The organism is Pseudomonas sp. NFX5, from assembly GCF_049132125.1.
Classification (GTDB): domain Bacteria; phylum Pseudomonadota; class Gammaproteobacteria; order Pseudomonadales; family Pseudomonadaceae; genus Aquipseudomonas; species Aquipseudomonas marginalis.
The window spans coordinates 96,817-116,785 of record NZ_JAFMZG010000045.1 but is presented as its reverse complement, the minus strand read 5'-3'; the positions used below and the strand labels follow the sequence as shown (position 1 = coordinate 116,785).

Annotated in this window: 20 protein-coding genes and 1 pseudogene; 6 read left to right on the top strand and 15 right to left on the bottom strand. The window is 64.1% G+C overall.

What is annotated here, in order from left to right:
- Nucleotides 1–36: 36 nt before the first annotated feature.
- On the top strand, nucleotides 37–1,743 hold the full coding sequence (locus J1N02_RS32040; RefSeq protein ID WP_098479341.1) for an amidase: 1,707 nt from the start codon (nucleotides 37–39) through the stop codon (nucleotides 1,741–1,743).
- Between the two features lie 97 nt (nucleotides 1,744–1,840).
- Here J1N02_RS32040 and J1N02_RS32035 read toward each other — a convergent pair.
- The 3 genes and pseudogenes from J1N02_RS32035 to J1N02_RS32025 all read right to left on the bottom strand — a co-directional run.
- Nucleotides 1,841–1,927 (bottom strand): annotated as a pseudogene (locus J1N02_RS32035) (CPBP family intramembrane glutamate endopeptidase); the annotation flags it as partial.
- Nucleotides 1,928–1,971: 44 nt separating this feature from the next.
- Nucleotides 1,972–2,442, bottom strand: a complete 471-nt coding sequence (locus tag J1N02_RS32030; RefSeq protein ID WP_098479340.1) for a RidA family protein — start codon at nucleotides 2,440–2,442, stop codon at nucleotides 1,972–1,974.
- Nucleotides 2,439–2,657 carry a DUF6434 domain-containing protein gene (locus tag J1N02_RS32025; protein WP_098479339.1) on the bottom strand — a complete coding sequence of 73 codons (219 nt, stop codon included), beginning with the start codon at nucleotides 2,655–2,657 and terminating at the stop codon, nucleotides 2,439–2,441. The genes J1N02_RS32030 and J1N02_RS32025 overlap by 4 nt, the downstream gene beginning before the upstream one ends.
- Nucleotides 2,658–2,903: 246 nt before the next feature.
- On the opposite strand from J1N02_RS32025, the gene J1N02_RS32020 reads away from it, so the two are divergent.
- Nucleotides 2,904–3,332 carry a nuclear transport factor 2 family protein gene (locus tag J1N02_RS32020; protein WP_024075865.1) on the top strand — a complete coding sequence of 143 codons (429 nt, stop codon included), beginning with the start codon at nucleotides 2,904–2,906 and terminating at the stop codon, nucleotides 3,330–3,332.
- Between the two features lie 23 nt (nucleotides 3,333–3,355).
- Here the strand turns inward: J1N02_RS32020 and J1N02_RS32015 are convergent, their stop codons facing one another.
- Nucleotides 3,356–4,681, bottom strand: coding sequence for a PLP-dependent aminotransferase family protein (locus tag J1N02_RS32015; RefSeq protein WP_108572915.1), 1,326 nt, complete (start codon nucleotides 4,679–4,681; stop codon nucleotides 3,356–3,358).
- Between the two features lie 88 nt (nucleotides 4,682–4,769).
- Between J1N02_RS32015 and J1N02_RS32010 the strand changes: the two genes are divergently transcribed.
- Nucleotides 4,770–5,660: a DMT family transporter gene (locus tag J1N02_RS32010; protein WP_421148318.1), complete on the top strand. Its 891-nt coding sequence runs from the start codon at nucleotides 4,770–4,772 to the stop codon at nucleotides 5,658–5,660.
- Here J1N02_RS32010 and J1N02_RS32005 read toward each other — a convergent pair.
- Nucleotides 5,657–6,214, bottom strand: coding sequence for a YceI family protein (locus tag J1N02_RS32005; protein ID WP_092356893.1), 558 nt, complete (start codon nucleotides 6,212–6,214; stop codon nucleotides 5,657–5,659). The genes J1N02_RS32010 and J1N02_RS32005 overlap by 4 nt on opposite strands.
- Nucleotides 6,215–6,300: 86 nt before the next feature.
- Here J1N02_RS32005 and J1N02_RS32000 point away from each other — a divergent pair, with 86 nt between their 5' ends.
- On the top strand, nucleotides 6,301–6,795 hold the full coding sequence (locus J1N02_RS32000) for a PaaI family thioesterase (RefSeq protein WP_169899383.1): 495 nt from the start codon (nucleotides 6,301–6,303) through the stop codon (nucleotides 6,793–6,795).
- A gap of 44 nt (nucleotides 6,796–6,839) precedes the next feature.
- The gene (yghX, locus tag J1N02_RS31995; RefSeq protein ID WP_098479335.1) at nucleotides 6,840–7,727 is read left to right on the top strand and encodes a YghX family hydrolase; all 888 of its coding nucleotides are present in this window, start codon (nucleotides 6,840–6,842) and stop codon (nucleotides 7,725–7,727) included.
- A 123-nt stretch (nucleotides 7,728–7,850) separates the two neighbouring features.
- On the opposite strand, the gene J1N02_RS31990 is transcribed toward yghX, so the two are convergent.
- Nucleotides 7,851–9,035, bottom strand: coding sequence for a DUF2252 family protein (locus J1N02_RS31990; RefSeq protein WP_092356887.1), 1,185 nt, complete (start codon nucleotides 9,033–9,035; stop codon nucleotides 7,851–7,853).
- A 74-nt stretch (nucleotides 9,036–9,109) separates the two neighbouring features.
- Nucleotides 9,110–9,988, bottom strand: coding sequence for a LysR family transcriptional regulator (locus J1N02_RS31985; protein ID WP_092356884.1), 879 nt, complete (start codon nucleotides 9,986–9,988; stop codon nucleotides 9,110–9,112).
- A gap of 127 nt (nucleotides 9,989–10,115) precedes the next feature.
- Here J1N02_RS31985 and ampC point away from each other — a divergent pair, with 127 nt between their 5' ends.
- A complete protein-coding gene (gene ampC / locus J1N02_RS31980; RefSeq protein ID WP_421148317.1) occupies nucleotides 10,116–11,270 on the top strand; it encodes a class C beta-lactamase in 1,155 nt (384 codons plus the stop codon).
- 56 nt (nucleotides 11,271–11,326) lie between these two features.
- On the opposite strand, the gene dctM is transcribed toward ampC, so the two are convergent.
- The 8 genes from dctM to J1N02_RS31940 all read right to left on the bottom strand — a co-directional run bounded on the left by dctM (nucleotide 11,327) and on the right by J1N02_RS31940 (nucleotide 19,828).
- Nucleotides 11,327–12,607, bottom strand: a complete 1,281-nt coding sequence (dctM, locus tag J1N02_RS31975; RefSeq protein WP_065942056.1) for a C4-dicarboxylate TRAP transporter large permease protein DctM — start codon at nucleotides 12,605–12,607, stop codon at nucleotides 11,327–11,329.
- Nucleotides 12,607–13,239, bottom strand: a complete 633-nt coding sequence (locus J1N02_RS31970; RefSeq protein ID WP_027608529.1) for a TRAP transporter small permease — start codon at nucleotides 13,237–13,239, stop codon at nucleotides 12,607–12,609. The genes dctM and J1N02_RS31970 overlap by 1 nt, the downstream gene beginning before the upstream one ends.
- Nucleotides 13,240–13,288: 49 nt before the next feature.
- Nucleotides 13,289–14,272, bottom strand: coding sequence for a TRAP transporter substrate-binding protein (locus tag J1N02_RS31965; protein WP_092485599.1), 984 nt, complete (start codon nucleotides 14,270–14,272; stop codon nucleotides 13,289–13,291).
- Nucleotides 14,273–14,426: 154 nt separating this feature from the next.
- Nucleotides 14,427–15,239: an HpcH/HpaI aldolase/citrate lyase family protein gene (locus J1N02_RS31960; protein WP_027608531.1), complete on the bottom strand. Its 813-nt coding sequence runs from the start codon at nucleotides 15,237–15,239 to the stop codon at nucleotides 14,427–14,429.
- Between the two features lie 14 nt (nucleotides 15,240–15,253).
- Entirely contained in the window at nucleotides 15,254–16,447 is a 1,194-nt protein-coding gene (locus tag J1N02_RS31955) for a CaiB/BaiF CoA transferase family protein (protein WP_108572905.1), read from the bottom strand.
- Between the two features lie 9 nt (nucleotides 16,448–16,456).
- Nucleotides 16,457–17,806: an MmgE/PrpD family protein gene (locus tag J1N02_RS31950; protein ID WP_421148316.1), complete on the bottom strand. Its 1,350-nt coding sequence runs from the start codon at nucleotides 17,804–17,806 to the stop codon at nucleotides 16,457–16,459.
- 10 nt (nucleotides 17,807–17,816) lie between these two features.
- Nucleotides 17,817–18,980, bottom strand: coding sequence for an acyl-CoA dehydrogenase family protein (locus J1N02_RS31945; protein ID WP_169899375.1), 1,164 nt, complete (start codon nucleotides 18,978–18,980; stop codon nucleotides 17,817–17,819).
- 29 nt (nucleotides 18,981–19,009) lie between these two features.
- Nucleotides 19,010–19,828 (bottom strand): FAS1-like dehydratase domain-containing protein, encoded by an 819-nt coding sequence (locus J1N02_RS31940; RefSeq protein WP_098479330.1) that lies wholly within the window; start codon nucleotides 19,826–19,828, stop codon nucleotides 19,010–19,012.
- Nucleotides 19,829–19,969 lie beyond the last annotated feature (141 nt).

Here is a 19,969-nt window from a genome sequence, read left to right as displayed (position 1 = left end):
CGCCATACCTCAACTTAAGGCGGCGAAGAAAACGTCATGCAAGTTACCGAAGTCTCCATTGCCCAATTGCGCGCGGCGCTCGAATCCGGCCAGACCACGGCCGTTGAACTGGTGCAGGCTTACCTCGCGCGGATCGATGCCTACGACGGTCCGCAGACCGCTACCGCACTCAACGCCGTCGTCGTGCGCAACCCCGACGCCCTGAAGGAAGCCGAGGCCTCCGATGCCCGCCGGGCCAAGGGTGAAACCCTGGGGCCACTGGATGGCATTCCCTACACCGCCAAGGACAGCTACCTGGTCAAGGGGCTGACGGCCGCCTCCGGCAGCCCGGCCTTCGCCAAGCTGGTCGCCCAGCGCGATGCCTTCACCATCGAGCGCCTGCGCGCCGGTGGCGCCATCTGCCTGGGCAAGACCAACATGCCGCCGATGGCCAATGGCGGCATGCAGCGCGGCGTGTATGGCCGCGCGGAAAGCCCGTACAACGCCGACTACCTCACCGCGCCGTTTGCCTCCGGCTCATCCAACGGTGCCGGCACCGCCACCGCCGCCAGCTTTGCCGCCTTCGGCCTGGCGGAAGAAACCTGGTCCAGCGGGCGTGGCCCGGCGTCCAACAATGGCCTGTGCGCCTATACCCCGTCCCGCGGGGTGATTTCGGTGCGCGGCAACTGGCCGTTGACCCCGACCATGGACGTGGTGGTGCCCTACGCCCGCACCATGGCCGACCTGCTGGAAGTGCTCGACGTGGTAGTGGCTGAAGACCCGCACACCCGTGGCGACCTGTGGCGCCTGCAGCCGTGGGTGCCGATCCCCAGCGTCGCCTCGGTACGCCCGGCGTCTTACCCCGAATTGGCGGCTACAGCCGAATCCCTGGCCGGCAAACGCTTCGGCGTGCCGCGCATGTACATCAACGCCGACCCCGAGGCCGGCACCAGCGAGAAGCCCGGCATCGGCGGCCCCACCGGGCAGAAGATCAACACCCGCGCCAGCGTGATCGACTTATGGAAGGACGCACGCCAGGCCCTTGAAGCGGCCGGTGCAGAAGTCATCGAGGTGGATTTCCCGCTGGTGTCCAACTGCGAAGGCGACCGCCCCGGCGCGCCGACCGTGTTTACCCGTGGCCTGGTGTCCAGGGAATTCCTGCACGATGAACTGTGGGAACTGTCGGCCTGGGCCTTCGATGATTTCCTGCGCGCCAACAACGACCCGGCCCTGAACCGCCTGGCCGATGTGGACGGGCCGAAGATCTTCCCCCACGACCCCGGCACCTTGCCCAACCGTGAAGACGACCTGGCCGCCGGCATGGACGAATACGTGCGCATGGCCGAGCGCGGCATCACCCCGTGGAACGAGATCAGCACCGTGCCCGATGGCCTGCGCGGCCTGGAGCAAACCCGGCGGATCGACCTGGAAGACTGGATGGATAAGCTCGGCCTCCACGCTGTGCTGTTCCCGACCGTGGCCGATGTGGGCCCGGCGGATGCCGACGTGAACGAAGCCAGTGCCGATATCGCCTGGAGCAATGGTGTATGGGTAGCTAACGGCAACCTCGCCATCCGCCACCTGGGCGTGCCTACCGTTACCGTGCCCATGGGCGTGATGGCGGACATCGGCATGCCGGTCGGGCTGACCTTTGCCGGGCGCGCCTACGATGATTCGGCATTGCTGCGCTTTGCGGCGGCGTATGAAGCCACCGGCAGCAAACGCCTGATCCCGCCGCGCACACCGCCACTGGCGACACACTAACTGATTCACTGTGGGAGGAGTGTCAGTTGATGCGTCGGTGGCTGACCCACTGCCATCGGGAGCAAGCCCCCTCCCACAGTTCTAACCGCATTTCAAGTCAGGCCATATAGGGCACGGCAATCAGCAGGATTGCCGTGCCATGGCAGGCCGTCGCCGCCAACACGCCATGACGCATGCGCACCAGGTGCAGGCCGTAGTTGAGCAGGACGACCAGACCTTGGCTGACCATCAGTCGTGCGCGACCGCGACCATGTCGATCTCCACCGCCGCCGACTTCGGCAGTTGCATCACCCCCACCGACGTGCGCGAATGCACCCCGGCACCGCCGAGGATCTCGTGCAACAGGTCCGAGGCGCCGTTGGCCACTTCACTCTGCTGATCGAAGTCCTCGGCGCTGCGTACATACACGGTGATACGCGGGATAGCCTTGACCCGGTCCAGCGAACCGAGCGCCTGCTTGAGCAGGCCCAGGCAGCGCAATGCACTGATGCCGGCGGCGATCTGGGCCTGGGCCAGGGTCAGGGTGTCACCGACTTTACCCGGCAGCATGATCGTGTCGCCGACGCGAGGGATCTGCCCGCTGATGTACAGCTGGTTACCGTCGCGCACCAGCGGCGTGTAGTTGCCGCCGACTTTGAATTCATCCAATTGATAGCCGAGGCGTTTTTGCACGGCTTGGTATTTTTCATCGGGCGTCATGGGCGTGCTTCCTCGTTGCGTCGTTGCCACTCATCCACCACGTCGCCCATCGTCTTGGGTGTTGCGTTGCGAATCCACGCCATGAAAGGCCGGTCGAACTTGAACCCCGGCCCACAGTGTTCAAGCATGAAGCGGCGCACGTTCTGGGTATTTTTATAGTGTGGGGTCACGGGAGTGGCTCGGGTGATGGGTTCGCTGTGCCAGTCAACATCCATTTTGTCTCTCCGGAGATCTGGGGGTCGGGCAGTAGCATAGCGATGTGCTACTTGCACCGGAAGCGAGGTTTAAGCCAAACGAGGTGTTGAGACATCGTATAAGAAACCCAGATGTCCACACCCCTTGAAACACCAATCCTTTCGAGATATTTCAAATTTTTCTTTCCTTCCCTGGGGAAAATATTGCATGGTTGTACGATGACTTAGCGAGTCATATCCGCCCCCAACAACAATAAGGAAACATCCATGCAAAACGTCAAAGTGCTGATCGGTTTTCTGTGCCTGTTCAGCGGCTATGTGGCCGCCGCCCCTGCCGCCGACAAAGACGTCGCCCAAGCGGTCGACCACCTCACCCAGGCCATGCTGCATAAAGACCTCAAGCAGCTCCAGAGCCTGACCGCCGAGAACCTCACCTACGGCCACTCCAGCGGCAAGATCCAGAACAAGCAGGAATTCATCGCCGACATCGAGACCGGACGCAGCGGCTTCAAGACCCTGGAAATGCAGAAACAGACCATCACCCTGAGTGGCGATACCGCCCTGGTACGCAACCACTTCTCCGCCCTGGCGGTGAACAGCGGCAAGGAAGTGCCCACCGAAATCGAGAACTTCCAGATCTGGCAAAAACAGAAAGGCCACTGGCTGCTGATCGGGCGCCAGGCGTTTAAATTCTGATGGCTAGCGGTGGGCCATCGGGCTCACCACTGCACCACCTTGCGCACCTTCAGCAACGCCTCGCGCAGCGCCGGCATGTCCACCGAGCCCAAGGCCAGGCGCAACGCATGGGGCACGTGGGCCGAAACGGCGAAGGGCTCGGCGGTGGAGACGGAAATACCGTCGCGCTGCAAGGTCATGGCGACTTGATCGGCGCGGGCCTCTTCCGCCAGGGGTAGCCACAAGAAATACGATGACGGGTGGCTGGTGTAGGCAAGCCCCTTGAGCACCTGCGCGGCCAAGGCTTGCCGCGCCTGCGCATCCTGGCGCTTTTGTGCTTCAAGTTGCGCCACCGTGCCATCCTCGAGCCAGGCCACCGCAATCGCACTCATCACCCCCGGGACGTTCCAGGTGGTGGCCATGATGGTGCGCTCCAGTGCTTTGACCCAACCCGACGGGGCAGCGATAAACCCCACGCGCAGGCCGGTCGCGACACTTTTCGACAGCCCGCCCACGTAGACCGTGCGCTCCGGCGCCAATCTGGCCACGGGCAGCGGCGCGTCCTCGGCCAGGAACGCGTAGGCCGCGTCCTCGATGATCATCAGGTTGTGCTCACGGGCAATCGCCACCAACTGCTCGCGCTGCGCCAGGCTCAGCACCCAGCCCAACGGGTTATGCAGGGTCGGCATGCTGTACACGGCACGCACCGGACGCTTGCGACACAGGCTGTGCAGGTGGTCCAGGTCCGGGCCGTCGGCGGTGACCGGAATGGCGACAATTTCCAGGTGCAGGGTCTCGGCCAGCACCTTGAACCCCGAATACGTCAAGGCGTCGACGGCGATCACATCACCGGGCTTGAGCAAGGCCATCATGGTCACGGCCAACCCGTGCTGGGCGCCGCTGACCACCAGCACCTGTTCGGCCTCGACCGTCAGCCCTCGGCTCAACAGGTGCCGCGCGACAGCCGCGCGCTCATGCAGGCGACCGGCGTGGGGCTGGTAACGCAGCAGCGCGTCGAGGTCGCCGGACAGTGCCAACTGGCGCAATGCGGTGCGCAGCAAGTCGGCCTGGCCCGGCAAGGACGGGTAGTTGAAGTTCAGATCGAGCATGCCCGCCGCCACACTCATCTGCCCGCTGCCCTGCCCCGGCGGCAGCGAGATTTCGCGCACAAAGGTGCCGCGGCCCGTTTCGCCACTGACCAGGCCCATGGCCTCCAACTCGGCGTACACCCGGCTCGCGGTGACCAACGCCAGGCCATGCTCGGCGGCCAGTTGGCGGTGCGTCGGCAGTCGCGTGCCGGGGGGCATGCTGCCTGAGCGAATGGCCTCGGCGAAGCTGTCGACCAACGACTTGTAGCGGGCACGGGGCATAAGCGATGTATCCATGACAATTTTTTGATTGTCTTTATCTTCAACCCTAGGATGCCTGCCACGCAACTCCTCCTTTCGGACGCCCCTTATGGAACGTACAGCTCCCCTCAGCAACCTCGACACCCGCACCCAAGGCTGGATCAACGGTTTTATCGGCGTGGTGATCTTCAGCGGCTCGCTGCCGGCCACGCGCCTGGCGGTGATGGAATTCGACCCGGTGTTCCTGACCATGATCCGCGCCGCCATTGCCGCGCTGCTGGGGCTGGCCTTGCTGGGGCTGTTCAAGGAGAAACGCCCCGCGCGCCAGCAATGGATGCCCCTGGCCATCGTCGCCCTCGGCGTGGTGATCGGCTTTCCGTTACTCACCGCGCTGGCCCTGCAATACGTGACCTCCGCACACTCCATCGTCTTCATCGGCCTGCTGCCGCTGGCGACCGCCGTGTTTGCTGTACTGCGTGGCGGCGAGCGTCCACGCCCGGTGTTCTGGCTGTTTTCGATCCTCGGCAGTCTGCTGGTGATGGGATACGCCTTCGCCCAGGGCTTGAGCGCCGCACCGGCGGGTGACGTACTGATGCTGCTGGCGGTGCTGGTGTGCGGCCTGGGGTATGCCGAAGGCGCCACACTGTCGCGCAGCCTGGGCGGCTGGCAGGTGATCTGCTGGGCGCTGGTGGTGTCGTTGCCGGTGGTGGTGCCGTTGAGCCTGGTGCTGGCGCCGTCGAGCGTCAGCGGCATCAGCCTGCCGGCCTGGCTGAGCCTGGGCTATGTGTCGCTGTTCAGCATGCTGATCGGCTTTGTGTTCTGGTATCGCGGCCTGGCCCAGGGCGGCATCGCCGCCGTCGGCCAATTGCAACTGCTGCAACCGTTCTTCGGCCTGGCGCTGGCAGCGGGCTTGCTGCATGAACAGGTCAGCCTGGGCATGCTGCTGGTGACGGTCGCGGTGATCGGCTGCGTGGCCGGGGCCAAGCGCTTCGCGCGCTAACGCTGGGGCGCGACCATCTTGAACTTGATGTTGATGTCGTCGGACACCACGCTGTTGCCGGCCCATTCGCCTTCGCCGATCCTGAAGTCGCCGCGCTTGAGGATGAACTCACCGTCGAACACGCCAATGCCATCCAGCTCCTTGAGCACCACGTTGACCGCCACCGGGCGCGTGGTGCCCTTGATCGTCAGGTTGCCGCTGATGTTGAAGCGGTTATCCCCCAGGGCCTTTACAGCGGTGGACTCATACACGCCCACCGGATAGGTCGCGGTATCGAACCACGAGGCCCGTTGCAGCTCGTCGTTGGCATCGGGGCTGCCGGCATCGATACTCGCCAGCTGGATCTTGAGCAAGGCATGTCCGCTTTCGGGCTTTTGCGTGTCAAAGCTCAGCGTGCCTTCGAAGTCGCCGAAGGTGCCATACACCCGCTGCCCCAACTGCTTATAGGTAAAACTGATCTGGCTGGCGGTGCGATTGACGTCGGTGTACTCCGCCGCCTGGGAACAGCCGATAGCACCCAGGACCAGGACCAACGGGAGAATTCGACGCTTCATGCCACGCTCCGCAAAAAAAGGATGTATTCCCATCAGGTGCCTGTCCTGCTAAACAGATTAGCCGCTCACAACAATAAGGACGCTGCATGCCCACCCCTTCTCTACAGGACATCACCGCGCCGGAAGGCATCTGCTACGGCTGCGGCGGCAGTAACCCCCATGGCTTGCATATCAAGAGCCGCTGGGATGCCGATGGTGTCCATCTCATCGCCGAACATCGCCCCGAGGCAAAATACAGCGGCTGGCCCGATCTGGTCTACGGCGGCCTGATCGCCATGCTGGTGGACTGCCATTCCAACTGGACCGCCATGGCCTACCACTACCGTGCCGAACAGCGCGAACCCGGCAGCCTGCCGCGCATCGACTGCGTCACCGGCAACCTGGGGATCAAATTCATCAAGCCGACCCCCATGGGCGTGCCGCTCACCTTGCGTGCGCGGGTCGAGGGCGACGTGGGTCGCAAAAGCCGCGTGGTCTGCGAGGTGTACGCCGGCGAGGTGCTCACGGCCATCGGCGATTCGCTGTTCGTGCGCGTCGACACCCGCGAACTGGCTGCGGCCGCCCATGGCCGTGACGGCTGATCCTGGTCTACATTGACTGGCACCGCTAATCGAGGACCGAACCGATGACTCGTCTCACCGCGAAAGACTTTGCCCCCGAACTGCTGGAACTCTACGACGGCTACGCCCACGGCAAGCTCAACCGCCGCGAATTTCTCGACCGCGCGGCGCTGTTCACCTTTGGCGGCCTGACCGCCTCGGCCCTGCTGGCGGCCCTGAGCCCCAACTATGCCCTGGCCGAACAGGTGAAATTCACCGACCCGGACATCGTTGCCGACTACATCACCTACCCCTCGCCCAAGGGCAACGGCACCGTGCGTGGCTACCTGGTGCGCCCGGCCAAGGCCACCGGCAAGCTGCCGGCCGTGGTGGTGGTCCACGAAAACCGTGGCCTCAACCCCTACATCGAAGACGTAGCCCGGCGCCTGGCCAAAGCCGGGTTTATCGCCCTCGCGCCGGACGGCCTGACCTCGGTGGGCGGCTATCCCGGCAACGATGAAAAAGGCGTGGCGCTGCAACAGACAGTCGACCCGACCAAGCTGATGAACGACTTCTTCGCCGCCATCGAATGGCTGATGCACCACGACAGCAGCACCGGCAAGGTCGGCATCACCGGCTTCTGTTATGGCGGCGGCGTGACCAATGCGGCGGCGGTGGCTTACCCGGAACTGGGCGCGGCGGTGTCGTTCTACGGGCGCCAGCCGGAAGCCAAGGACGTGCCGCGCATCAAGGCACCGATCATGCTGCATTACGGCGAGCTGGATACGCGGATCAACGAGGGGTGGCCGGCGTATGAAAAGGCCCTGAAGGCCGCCGGCACGACTTATGAAGCGTATATCTACAAGGGCGCCAACCATGGCTTCCATAACGATTCGACACCGCGTTATGACGAGGCCGCGGCGAATCTGGCATGGGAAAGGACACTCGGTTGGTTCCACAAATACCTGGCCTAAGTGCAGTCCAAATGTGGGAGGGGGCTTGCCCCCGATTGCGGTGTATCAGCAACCATTGAGGTGACTGACCCGCCGCTATCGGGGGCAAGCCCCCTCCCACATTGATCGTCACCGCATTCCAGCTCAGTGTTCCAGCGCATACCGGCGGCAATGGTTGAGGTAGCCCTGCTCATGACTGCCCACCAACTGCACCACGCTGGTCCATAACCACGACGGCGCATCCAATTGCTTGGAGCGGTTTTCCTGCAGCACCGCCATCCAGCCCTTGCGCGTCGCCCGGTCCATCTGCCGGGCATGGGCGATACCGACCACCCGCGCCAGGTAACCGGCGGCGTGCATGGCATCGAGTTCACTCAGTTCGTCCAGTTCCAGCTTCATGTCCTGGGGCAACAGTTCGCGGATGAAAAAGCCATGGTCCAGAAACCGTGTCGCCACCATGCGTTCACCCAGGCCCGGCGACAGCTGGCGGGCGCCCTCCACCACTCGGCGGCCGTTGTCCCTGGGCATCTTCGCCCGTGCCGCGCGCGGTGCGGCGGCGCCGACGGCTTCCTTGATATCGATCAGGCAGTATTCCTCATCGTCCTTGTCGCCCACCCCCAGCAAGACGGCGTAGCGCAACAGGCCGAGGGAGCTGCAGCCCTTGACCCAGTAAGCCGAATCCAGCAGTTGGACCTTGGCGTCCTTGGGACGGCCCTTGAGCGAGGTGACCAACTGATGGATGTCATCCGACGCGCAGACGCTTTCCAGCGCACTTTTTTCTGCCCGCGACAGCGACCAGAAATGCTTGCCCAGCGGGATCGTCGGCCGCACGTTGTCGATGCGCTCACGGGCCAGGCTTTTCCAGGTGCGCTCGACGGCGCTGCGCATCCCCGCCTTGACCTGGGACGGACGCGGCGGTACCTCGTCGGGCTTGTCCTTGAACGCCTGTTCATAGCCCACCATCATTTCTTCAAGCATGCGCGCGGTGGTCACGCCCGGCAGGTCCGAACCGCGCGCGGCGGTGGCCAGGGACAGCGCCAGGCGCACCAGGTCGTGGGCCGGGTTGCCGATCACGGCCTGGTCAAGGTCGCGGATATGCATATCGATGCGGCCCTTGTTGTCGCCGGTAGGCCCCAGGTTGCCCGCGTGGCAGTCGCCGCAGATCCAGATCGCCGGGCCTTGAGGCAGACGCCTGCCCATCTGGCTGTGCAGCCACTCGTAGAATTGCACGGTGCTGCCGCGCACATACGCGTGGGCGGAGCGTGCCATCTTCAAATTGCGCAGTTGGGTGAGGTGTGGCATGCGAGCGGAGGGGCGCGGTATTTTCATGGAATAACTCAGTGCAGGTGTAGCGGTAGAACGCCGGCCCCGAGCAAATGTTTCATTATGTTTCAGAAATAAACTCAGACACGCCCACTCTCCTCCAGCAACCACGCCTTGAAGGCCTGCATGGCCGAGGTCTCGGCCCGCGACTGCAGGCGCGTCAGCCAGTAGCTGCCGGTGCTGATGCCGACGTCGAAGGGCTGGCGAATCACATCACTCTCCAGTTGCCGCGAGAACATCATCGCCGGCGCCAGCGCCACGCCGCTGCCTTGCAGCGCCGCCTCCATCATCGCCAGCGACGAGTCGAACACGATGCTGCGCGGTACCAGGGTGTCGGCGGGCAGCCCGGCGGCCTGAAGCCACAGGCTCCACTCATCCGCGCGGTAGGAGCGCAATAGCGTGTGTTTCAACAGGTCGGCCGGCGTGTGCAACTGCGCGGCGAGTGACGGCACACACAGCACCGTCAGCGGCGCTTCCAGCAACTCCAGCGCATCCGTGCCGTGCCAGGCACCGGCACCGAAACGGATCGCGTAATCCAGGCCTTCGGCAGCCACGTCGACGCGGTTGTTGTGGGTGGACAGGCGCAGGTCGATGAACGGGTAGCGGCTCTGGAAGTCCGGCAGACGTGGCAGCAGCCAGCCGACGGCAAAGGTGCCGACCGCGCCCACGGTGAGTACCTCGCGGTAATGCCCGCCCTCGAACTGACCCAAGGTGTGGGCAATACGGTCGAACGACTCGCGCACCACCGGCAGCAGGGTTTCGCCCTCGCGGGTGAGCATCAACCCGCGGGGCAGGCGCTTGAACAAGGTGACAGTGAGCTGCGCCTCCAGGCTCTTGACCTGATGGCTGACCGCCGCCTGGGTCACGCATAACTCGATGGCAGCGCGGGTAAAGCTCAGATGCCGGGCGGCCGCTTCGAAGGCGCGCAAGGCGTTCAACGGTAAGTGGGAGCGGAGCATATTGACCCCAATATTTCTAATGACTGCTGCGAGATATCATCGTTTGCCCAGGACCGGCGAACGGCCTACATTTGCCTCGCCCGCGCAGGCCCTTCATTCAATCGATCATTCTCATGGAAGCGTTATCATGCCCCAACATTTACTGTCTGGCGTGCGTAATTTCACCGCCCTCGCGGTGTTTATCACCGCCGGCAACTGCCTGGCGGCCACCGACCTGCAGGCGGTGGTGGATGCCAATGTAAAACCGCTGATGCAGCAGCAGTCGATTAACGGCCTGGTGGTCGGCGTGGTGCGGGCCGGCAAGGCGCAATACTTTAACTACGGCCTCGCCGCCACCGACACTCGCCAGCCGGTCAGCGAAAACACCCTGTTCGAAGTGGGCTCGGTGAGCAAGACCTTCACCGCGACCCTGGCCGGTTACGCGGTAGCCAGCGGCAAACTCACGCTTTCCGACCCGGCCAGCCATTACCTGCCGGCACTGGGCGGCGGCAAGTTCGACCACATCAGCGTGCTCAACCTCGGCACCTACACCGCCGGCGGCTTGCCCCTGCAATTCCCCGCCAACGCGGATAACAGCCAGCGCATGATCAGCTACTTCCAGCAGTGGCAACCCGACTTCGCCCCTGGCACCCAGCGCCTGTATTCCAACCCGAGCCTGGGGTTGTTCGGCTACCTGGCGGCGCAGAGCCTCAAGCAGCCGTTCGCTCAGGCGATGGAAAAGACCCTGTTGCCCGCGCTCGGGCTCAAGCACACCTTCATCAAGGTGCCGCAGAGCCAGATGAGCCTGTACGCCCAGGGCTATGGCAAAGATGGCAAACCGGTACGCGTCGGCCCCGGCGCCCTGGACAGCGAGGCCTACGGCATCAAGACCAGTGCTGCGGACTTGCTGAAGTACGTTGACGCGAACATGCACCCGGCGACGCTGGATAAAACCCTGCAGCAGGCGATCAGCGTGACTCACACGGGTTACTACAACGTGGAGGGCATGACCCAGGGCCTGGGCTGGGAAATGTACCCCTACCCCATCCCGCTCGATAGGTTGATGGCCGGCAACTCCACACCCATGGCAATGGAACCGCACACGGTCAACTGGCTGACCCCGCCCCAGGCGCCCCACGCCGACACCCTGGTGAACAAGACCGGCTCCACCAATGGGTTTGGCGCCTACGTGGCGTACGTGCCGAGCAAGGGAGTGGGCGTGGTGATATTGGCGAACAAGAACTACCCGAATGCCGAACGGGTAAAGGTCGCCCATGCAATTTTGAGTGCGCTGGACCACTAACGGTGGAGGGGCCGGTGCGACGATTCGACTGGCCCCCTCCCACCTATTGACCCGCGCTACATCCCCAGCCAATGCGGCAAGGCCAGCGAGATAAACGGCAAGTACGTGACCATGATCAGGAACACCAACAGGATCATCAGCCACGGCAACGCCGCACGAATGGTCTGCCCCAGCGTCAACCCGGTCACCGCCGAGGTCACGAACAGGTTCAGCCCCACCGGTGGGTGCACCAGGCCGATTTCCATATTGACCACCATCACGATGCCCAGGTGAATTGGGTCGATGCCCAGCTTCATGGCGATCGGGAAGAAGATCGGCGCCAGGATCAGCACGATGGCCGAAGGCTCCATGAAGCTGCCGGCGATCAGCAGCACCACGTTGACCATGATCAAAAAGCCAATCGGCGTGAGGCCCTCGGACAGCACCCAGGCGGTGATTTCCTGGGGGATCTGCTCGGTGGTCAGCACATGGGCGAAGAGCATGGCATTGGCGATGATAAACATCAGCATGATCGCCAGGCGCCCGGACTCCAGCAGCACCTTGGGGCAGTCGCGCAGCTTCATGTCCTTGTAGACGAACAACGCCACGAACGCCGAGTACACCGCCGCAACCGCCGCCGCTTCGGTGGGGGTGAACATGCCGCTGTAGATGCCGCCGAGGATGATCACCAGCAACAACAGGCCCCAGAACGCGCGGCGCGCACAGCCCAGCCATTCACGAAACGTCGCCCGTGGCTGGGCCGGCAGCTTCTTGATGCGCGCGACAATGTAGATCGCCACCATCAGCATCAGGCCCAGCAGCAAGCCCGGGATCACCCCGGCCATGAACAGCTTGCCCACCGAGGTTTCCGTCGCCGCCGAGTACACCACCATCACGATCGACGGCGGAATCAGGATGCCCAGGGTGCCGGCGTTGCAGATGATCCCCGCGCCGAATTCCTTCGGGTAACCGGAGCGCACCATGCCCGCCACCGCAATCGAACCCACCGCCGCCACCGTCGCCGGGGATGAGCCGGACAGCGCCGCAAACAGCATGCACGCCAGTACCGCCGCAATCGCCAGGCCGCCACGGATATGCCCGACACAGGCGTTGGCAAAGTCGATCAGCCGCTGCGCCACGCCGCCGGTGGTCATGAACGCACCGGAGAGCAGGAAGAACGGGATCGCCAGGAAGGTATAGGCGTCGGAGGTTTCGAACAGCTTGATCGCCAGGGAACTGACCGAGTCCGGGCTGAACATCAGGATCGACACCGCGCCCGACAAACCCAGCGCGATGGCAATCGGCACGCCGAGGAACATGAACACGAACAACAGCAGGAACAGACAGAGCACGGCCATCAGTGACGCTCCCCATGGCTGCCGGCCAACTTGCTGGCCTCACCGGCCTCATCGGCCAGCCCCAATCCGACCTGACGGCGGGTAAAGATGCGGTAGAAAATTTCCAGGTAGCGGATAAACACCAGGGCAAAACCGATGGGCACGATGATCACGATGTCACCCACGTCGATGCCGAACTTATCGAGGTCTTCGGCGCCGATATGGGCGGTCATCACCGCGCTGACCCACTTGTAGCTGGCGACCATGAACAGCCCGGCATAGGCCAGGCAACACAGGCAGGCGAGCATGCCCAGCACGCGCTGCACCGGACGCCGGGTCAGCTTGACCAGCGCGTCCACCCCCAGGTGGCCGGCGGTGCGCACCCCATAGGAAATGCCGAAGAAAATCAGCCAGCCGAACATGGCCTTGGTCAGCGCCACGCTCCAGGTCATGTCCTGGGCCCAGGTCATGGTGCCGTCGCCCAGGGCGCTGAAGAAGTTGCTGCTGAAGGCCCACTTGTCGGCCAGGGCAAAGAACAGCGTGTAGATGTTGTTGAGCATGACGTAGACGAATGTCACCAGGGTCATGGCCGCCAGCAGGAAGGCAATAAAGCCTTCCTCCAGGTGCTCCCAGACGCGCCTTAGCGTTTGCATGGCAAAACCTCGCGAAAGCAAAATGAGATGTCAGGGCGGAAACCGGCCTTTACTGGTTGGCGGCATCCGCCGCCTTGATCAGATCAGCCCCGATCTCGCCTTCGAACTTCTGCCATACCGGGCGCATCGCGTCGCGCCACAACTGGCGTTGCTCGGGGGTCAGCTCGATGATTTCGCTGGTCCTGGCGTCGATGATCTTCTGCCTGGCCGACTGGTTCAGGGCTTCGGCCTGTTTGTTCACCTCGACGGTGACCTCGACCATGACCTGCTCCAGGGTGCTGCGGATGTCCGGCGGCAGGCCGTTCCAGAACGTGGCATTGGTGATGACCATGTAGTCGATCAGGCCATGGTTGGATTCGGTGAAGTACTTCTGCACTTCGTTGACCTTCTGGCTTTCATAGTTCGACCAGGTGTTCTCGGTGCCATTCACGGTGCCGGTCTGCAAGCCCTGGTACACCTCGGCAAAGCTCATCTTGCGCGGGTTGGCGCGGATCGCCTTGAACTGTTCCTCCAGCACGCTGGAGGCCTGCACGCGGAATTTCAGGCCACGGGCGTCCTTGGGTTCATGCAGCGCCTTGTTGGCGGAGAGTTGCTTGAGGCCGTTGTGCCAATAAGCCAGGCCGAGGATGTTCTTGTTCTGCATCGAGGTCAGCAGTTGCTTGCCCTCGGCGGCCTGGAAGCGGTCGACGGCGGCCAGGTCGTTGAACAGGAACGGCAGGTCATAGATCTGCACTTGCCGGGTGTATTGCTCGAACTTGGCCAGGGATGGCGCCAGCATCTGCACGTCGCCCAGCAGCAGCGCTTCCATTTCCTTGCCGTCACCGAACAGTGACGAGTTGGGGTACACCTCGACCTTGACCTTGCCCGGCAAGCGTTCTTCGGCGAGCTTCTTGAACAGCAACGCGCCCTGGCCCTTGGGGGTGTTTTCAGCGACCACGTGGGCGAACTTGATCACGATCGGGTCCGCCGCCTGGGCCAGGCCTGCGGCAAACAAGGTGGCGGCGCAGAACAGCGCCCGAGAAAGCTTGAGCATGGAAATCACCTTCTTATTGTTGTGGTTAGGGCAAGGTGCCTGATATGACGCGTGTAGTGAATTTCGAATTTTTGATACCTGCGTTCGGCCACGCCGAACACCAACCTCAAGAAAAATGCAGTTCCCCCGGCCACATTTGATTCGGCTCCGTCAGCTATGACTGTGCGAGCAACCGCTGCGCCCGCAACAACACCGGCGCATCCACCATCTGCCCATCAATCTGGTAAGCCCCCGCCCCATGCGCCCCGGCGTCCACCACCCGCTGCGCCCAGGCCAGGTCTGCGGCGCTAGGCGCCAACGCTTCATGGATCACCGCCACCTGCCTGGGATGGATACACAACGCGCCGGCAAAGCCCATTTCATAGGCATGCCGGATCGAACGGCGCAGGCCGTCGGGGTCGTCGATGGCCGGGTGCACGCCATCCAGTGGCGCCACCAGGCCAGCCGCGCGGGAGTGCACGATCAGCGCCAGGCGTGCCTGGTCGAGGGCGAACTGCGCGGCCGGGGAGTTGCTGCTCAGGTTGAGGTCCAGCGCCAGGTCCAGGCCGCCGAATGACAGACGTTCGACCTGCGGCGCCTGGGCGATGTCGGCCAGCGCCAGCAAGCCGCGGGCGCTTTCGATAATCGGCCAGATCAGCTTGCCCGCCGTGGCGACCACCGCCACCTGGGCCGCACTTTCCACTTTCGGCAGGAGTACACCCGCCACGTTGGCGTAGGCTTTGCAAAACGCCACATCGTCGAAATGCCCGGCATGTTCCGGCGCATTGATGCGCACCCACACCCGGGCCTGCGGGTGACTTTGCAGGAACGCCCCGAGGTTATCCCGCGCCTGGCGCTTGAGCGGCTCTTCCACCGCGTCTTCGAAATCCACGATCACGGCGTCGGCGCCACTGGCCAGCGCCTTGGCAAAGCGTTCCGGTCGGCTGCCGGGAACAAACAGCGCAGAGCGCACAAGAGGATTTGGCATAACGGACTTCCTTATTAGATAACGCCGCGCGCACGCAGGCTGTCGATGGCATCGCCGGAGTAACCGAGCTGCTCGAGGATGCCCTGGCTGTGCTGCCCCAGCGCCGGCACGGCGTCCATGCGCGGGGTAAACGCCCCGTTGCGCGCCGGCGGCAGCAGCGATGGCAGCGGGCCGGCAGGGCTTGCCACTTCACGCCAACTGTCGCGGGCCTTGAGCTGCGGGTGGTCCCACACGCCTTGCATATCGTTGACGCGGGCGCTGGCGATCTGCGCGTCCTCCAGGCGCTGGATCACGGCCTCGGCATCCAGTTGGGCAAAGCTGTCGACGATGATCTGGCGCAGCGCCTCGCGGTTGGCCGAGCGCTTGAAGTTGGCGCTGAAGCGCTCATCCGTCGCCAGCCCAGGCGTGAGCAGGACCTTGTCGCAGAACGCCGCCCATTCGCGCTCATTCTGCAAACCGAGCATCACCGTGCCGCCGTCACCGGTGGGAAACGGCCCGTAGGGGTAGATGGTCGAGTGCGCCGCGCCGGCACGCGGCGGCGGCGGCGCACCGTCGAAGGCGTAGTACATCGGGTAGCCCATCCATTCCACCAGGCTTTCGAGCATGCTCACGTCGATGCGGCTGCCCTGCCCCGTCTTGCCGCGCAGCAGCAGCGCGGAAAGGATGCCGCTGTAGGCGTACATGCCGGCGGAGATATCGGCGATGGAGCAACCGGCCTTGGCCATCTGCTCGTCACCCGGGCCACCGGTCACCGACAGAAAGCCGCCCTCGCTCTGGATCAGCAGGTCATAGGCTTTCTTTTTCTCGTAGGGCCCGCCTTCGCCATAGCCGGAAATGTCGCAGACGATCAGCCGTGGAAAGCGTGCATGCAGCGCCTCGAACGACAGGCCCATGCGCGCCGCCGCGCCCGGTGCAAGGTTCTGCACCAGCACATCGGCCTCCGCCAGCAGGCTGTCGAGGATGGCGTCGGCTTCGTCCTGCTTGAGGTCCAGGGTGAGGCTTTCCTTGGAGCGGTTGGTCCACACGAAATGCGAGGCCAGGCCACGCACGCGCTCATCGTAGCCACGGGCGAAGTCACCGGCACCGGGGCGTTCGATCTTGATCACGCGGGCGCCGAGGTCGGCCAGTTGACGGGTGCAAAAGGGCGCGGCGATCGCGTGTTCCAGGCTGACAACGGTGATGCCGTCCAGCGGTCGTGGGTCAGTCATGACAGTTCCTCAGAGCCAGTGGGCCATGGACGCGGCGTTGCGCACATCCCAGACCTTGGCGATCAATATGTCGGCCTGGGCCGGTGTGCGGGCGCTACTGAACCGGGCGAGGCGCTGGAATTTATCCGCCAGCTCTGCACGGCTCAGGCTGTTCCCCGGGTCGCCCTTGGGCTCGTCGATGGCGCCGTGCAGGGTGCGGCCGTCAACCGTGGTGACGGTGACGCGGCCGAGCCAGCGCTGCGGGTAGGCGCCATCGACCTCGGGGTCGAGGGTCATGCTGACCCTGTCGCGAAAGGCGGCGACGGCGGGATCGGTCAACGCGTACTCATGGAACTCGGTGAGCCCGGCCTTGCCATGCACGGCGATCAACCCCAGCACGGTGCCCATGGAGAACTTGGCCTGATGCACGCTGGTCGGCACGCTTACCCGCCCCAGCACATCGATGGCGCCTTGGTGCACACGGGTTTCCACACCGGCGACATCGACGGCCTCCAGGCCTTCGCGTTGCATCAACGCCAGCAACGCATCGGCGGCCGGATGGGTATGGCGGCACGACGCGTGGAACTTGAACGAGGTCTCCAGCAGCGCCCAACGGCTGCCAAGGCCAGCCGACAACTTGCTCGGCTCGGCATCCGTGGACATGCCCGCCGCCAGGCCCTGGTCGCCTTCGAGGATATTGCGCGCACCGGTCAGGCCATCCGCTGTCAGGTACGCGGCGAGCAAACCGTCCGCGGCCGCCTTGGCCGTGTGCAGTTGCTTGGAGTCGGCGGCATCGCGCAGGAATTCCCACAGCCCGGCGGCCTGGGTGCCGGCGCTGCCAAGCAGATGGGTGAACTGGTCCTGATTGAAACCCAGCAACTTGCCCACCGCCACGGCCGCCGCCAGGGTGCCCACCGTGGCCGTGGTGTGGAAGATGCGGTAGTGGGAGCGCCCCATGAATTCGCCGATGCGGATCCCCGCCTCATAGCCGGCCACCGAGGCCAGCAACAAGTCACGGCCGGATTTACCGAGGTCCTGGGCGGCCGCCAAGGCAGCGGGAAACACCACGGTGGCCGGGTGCAGCACCGAGCTGTTGTGCAGGTCATCCTGTTCCACCAGGTGGGACGAGGCGCCGTTGACCAAAGCAGCGAAATACGCGCTGCTGCCGGTGCCATTGACGATCACCTGGGCCGGGCCGCTGCTCGGGCCCATCTTCCGCGCATAGCGCTCGAACAATGGGATCGGGTGCGCGCCCTGGCTGGCCAACGCGGACGCCAGCCAATCCAGGTACAGGTCTTCGGTGCGCGCCAGCACGGGTTCAGGCAACTGCTCGTAGGCCAGGTCGGCCAGAAACCGACACAGGGCTTGGGTATGGCTCATGGGCAGGCCCTCAGAAGCTGCGTGGCAGCTCGAGCAGGTGCTCGGCCACGTAGGACAGGATCAGGTTGGTGGAGATCGGCGCCACCTGGTACAGGCGCGTCTCGCGGAATTTGCGCTCCACGTCGTACTCACAGGCAAAGCCAAAGCCGCCGTGGGTCTGCAGGCAGGCATTGGCCGCTTCCCAGGACGCCTTGGCCGCCAGGTACTTGGCCATGTTCGCGCTGGCGCCGGCATTCGCGCCGCTGTCGTATTCCGCACAGGCGCGCCAGCGCATCAGGTCGGCCGCTTCGACTTCGATATGGGCTTCGGCAATCGGAAACTGCACGCCCTGGTTCTGCCCGATGGGCCGGCCGAACACCACGCGGTCGCGGGCGTAGGCGCTGGCCTTGTCGATAAACCAGCGGCCGTCGCCGATGCATTCGGCGGCGATCAGGGTGCGTTCGGCATTGAGGCCGTCGAGGATGTATTTGAAGCCCTTGCCCTCCTCGCCGATCAAGCTATCGAGGGGCAGTTCAAGGTTGTCGAAGAACAACTCATTGGTCTCGTGGTTGACCATGTTCGCAATGGGCTGCACGGTCAGGCCGTTGCCGATGGCCTCACGCAGATCGACCAGGAAGATCGACATGCCTTCGGACTTTTTCTTCACCTCGGCCAACGGCGTGGTGCGCGCCAGCAGGATCATCAGGTCGGAATGCTGCACCCGCGAGATCCAGACTTTCTGGCCGTTGATCACGTATTTGTCGCCACGCTTGATCGCGGTGGTCTTGATCTTGGTGGTGTCGGTGCCGGTGGTGGGCTCGGTGACGGCCATGGATTGCAGGCGCAATTCGCCACTGGCGAGCTTGGGCAGGTAGAAGCGTTTTTGCGCCTCGCTGCCGTGACGCAACAGGGTGAACATGTTGTACATCTGCCCATGCACGGTGCCGGAGTTACCGCCGCAGCGGTTCACCTCCTCGAGGATCACCGAGGCTTCGGCCAGGCCCAGGCCGGAGCCGCCGTACTCCTCGGGAATCATCGCCGACAGCCAGCCGGCGTCGGTCAGCGCCTTGACGAAGGCTTCGGGGAAGCCCTTTTCTTCGTCGATCCGACGCCAGTAGGCCGCGTCGAATGCGGCGCACAAGGCGCGCACGCCGTCGCGGATGGAGTTGAGTTCTTCGTTGTCATTCGGGTTCATCTCACGGCTCTCCGCCTGTTGTTCTTGGCTTATTCGAAATGCACTTCAGCGGTTTGCGCCAGGCCATCGGTATTCCCGGCCCACAACGCTGCCACCCCGGTGTCACTGATGCGACCGCCCACTGCAAACGGCTGCGGCGCAATCAACGGGCGCACGCCGCGATAGGCAAAGCGCCGCACGCTGGCTTCGGGATGGGCGCGGCAAAACGCGCGCAGGCTCAAGGTCGCGATCAGCGGGCCATGCACCACCAGCCCGGCGTAGCCTTCGGTGCCGGTGACATAGGGGTAGTCGTAGTGAATGCGGTGACCGTTGAAGGTCACGGCGCTGTAGCGAAACAGCAGGGTCGGCGTGGGGTCGATGGTTTCCTGCCACTCGCCCTGGGCCGGGGCCTCGCCGCTGCCCGGCTTGGGCGGCGTCGGCTCGCGGTAGACGATGTCCTGTTCTTCGCGGATCGCCAGGCGACCGTCCTGGGCATAGTCATGGCGCACGGTGACAAACAACAGCGAGCCGCTGCGGCCGGTCTTTTCTTCGACCTGGGTGATGGTCGACACGCGGGTTGCCGCCTCGCCGGCCCGCAGCGGGTGCAGGAACTCGATACGCCCGCCCGCCCACATGCGATTGCGGTTATCCGCCGGCGGCAGGAAGCCGCCACGGGCCGGGTGGCCGTCGCCGCCCAGGGCGCTTTCCGGCAGCGGGTCCTGGAAGAAGCACCACTGCCACAGCGGCGGCAGGTCCGCGCCCTGCTCGGGGACGGCTTCGCCAAAGGTGGCGGCAATGCGTTTGAGCAGGTTATGGCTCAGGTGGTCGTGGGCGGTTTCGCTTCGGCCGATCCAGTCAGTGGCGCTCATCGGGTACAGGTCCTCGGGCAGTGAGTGTCTGCCCCGGATCATGCAAGCGCCGGCCCGTTCTGAGAATTTGCATTTCAATAAACCAGCGTTCGGTTATGCTGAACGCCGCATTCCAACCCGTACCGTTTGTGGCGAGGGCGC

Bases quoted from the DNA above. Each gene is read 5' to 3' on its own strand.
- J1N02_RS32000 (WP_169899383.1), top strand. From the start codon at position 6,301: ATGCCCACCCCTTCTCTACAGGACATCACCGCGCCGGAAGGCATCTGC.
- J1N02_RS32005 (WP_092356893.1), bottom strand. From the start codon at position 6,214: ATGAAGCGTCGAATTCTCCCGTTGGTCCTGGTCCTGGGTGCTATCGGC.
- J1N02_RS31985 (WP_092356884.1), bottom strand. From the start codon at position 9,988: ATGCTCCGCTCCCACTTACCGTTGAACGCCTTGCGCGCCTTCGAAGCG.
- J1N02_RS32030 (WP_098479340.1), bottom strand. From the start codon at position 2,442: ATGACGCCCGATGAAAAATACCAAGCCGTGCAAAAACGCCTCGGCTAT.
- ampC (WP_421148317.1), top strand. From the start codon at position 10,116: ATGCCCCAACATTTACTGTCTGGCGTGCGTAATTTCACCGCCCTCGCG.
- J1N02_RS31955 (WP_108572905.1), bottom strand. From the start codon at position 16,447: ATGACTGACCCACGACCGCTGGACGGCATCACCGTTGTCAGCCTGGAA.
- J1N02_RS31950 (WP_421148316.1), bottom strand. From the start codon at position 17,806: ATGAGCCATACCCAAGCCCTGTGTCGGTTTCTGGCCGACCTGGCCTAC.
- yghX (WP_098479335.1), top strand. From the start codon at position 6,840: ATGACTCGTCTCACCGCGAAAGACTTTGCCCCCGAACTGCTGGAACTC.
- J1N02_RS31940 (WP_098479330.1), bottom strand. From the start codon at position 19,828: ATGAGCGCCACTGACTGGATCGGCCGAAGCGAAACCGCCCACGACCAC.
- J1N02_RS32015 (WP_108572915.1), bottom strand. From the start codon at position 4,681: ATGCCCCGTGCCCGCTACAAGTCGTTGGTCGACAGCTTCGCCGAGGCC.
- J1N02_RS31970 (WP_027608529.1), bottom strand. From the start codon at position 13,239: ATGCAAACGCTAAGGCGCGTCTGGGAGCACCTGGAGGAAGGCTTTATT.
- J1N02_RS31965 (WP_092485599.1), bottom strand. From the start codon at position 14,272: ATGCTCAAGCTTTCTCGGGCGCTGTTCTGCGCCGCCACCTTGTTTGCC.
- J1N02_RS32025 (WP_098479339.1), bottom strand. From the start codon at position 2,657: ATGGATGTTGACTGGCACAGCGAACCCATCACCCGAGCCACTCCCGTG.
- J1N02_RS32040 (WP_098479341.1), top strand. From the start codon at position 37: ATGCAAGTTACCGAAGTCTCCATTGCCCAATTGCGCGCGGCGCTCGAA.
- J1N02_RS32010 (WP_421148318.1), top strand. From the start codon at position 4,770: ATGGAACGTACAGCTCCCCTCAGCAACCTCGACACCCGCACCCAAGGC.
- dctM (WP_065942056.1), bottom strand. From the start codon at position 12,607: ATGGCCGTGCTCTGTCTGTTCCTGCTGTTGTTCGTGTTCATGTTCCTC.
- J1N02_RS31990 (WP_092356887.1), bottom strand. From the start codon at position 9,035: ATGAAAATACCGCGCCCCTCCGCTCGCATGCCACACCTCACCCAACTG.
- J1N02_RS31945 (WP_169899375.1), bottom strand. From the start codon at position 18,980: ATGAACCCGAATGACAACGAAGAACTCAACTCCATCCGCGACGGCGTG.
- J1N02_RS32020 (WP_024075865.1), top strand. From the start codon at position 2,904: ATGCAAAACGTCAAAGTGCTGATCGGTTTTCTGTGCCTGTTCAGCGGC.
- J1N02_RS31960 (WP_027608531.1), bottom strand. From the start codon at position 15,239: ATGCCAAATCCTCTTGTGCGCTCTGCGCTGTTTGTTCCCGGCAGCCGA.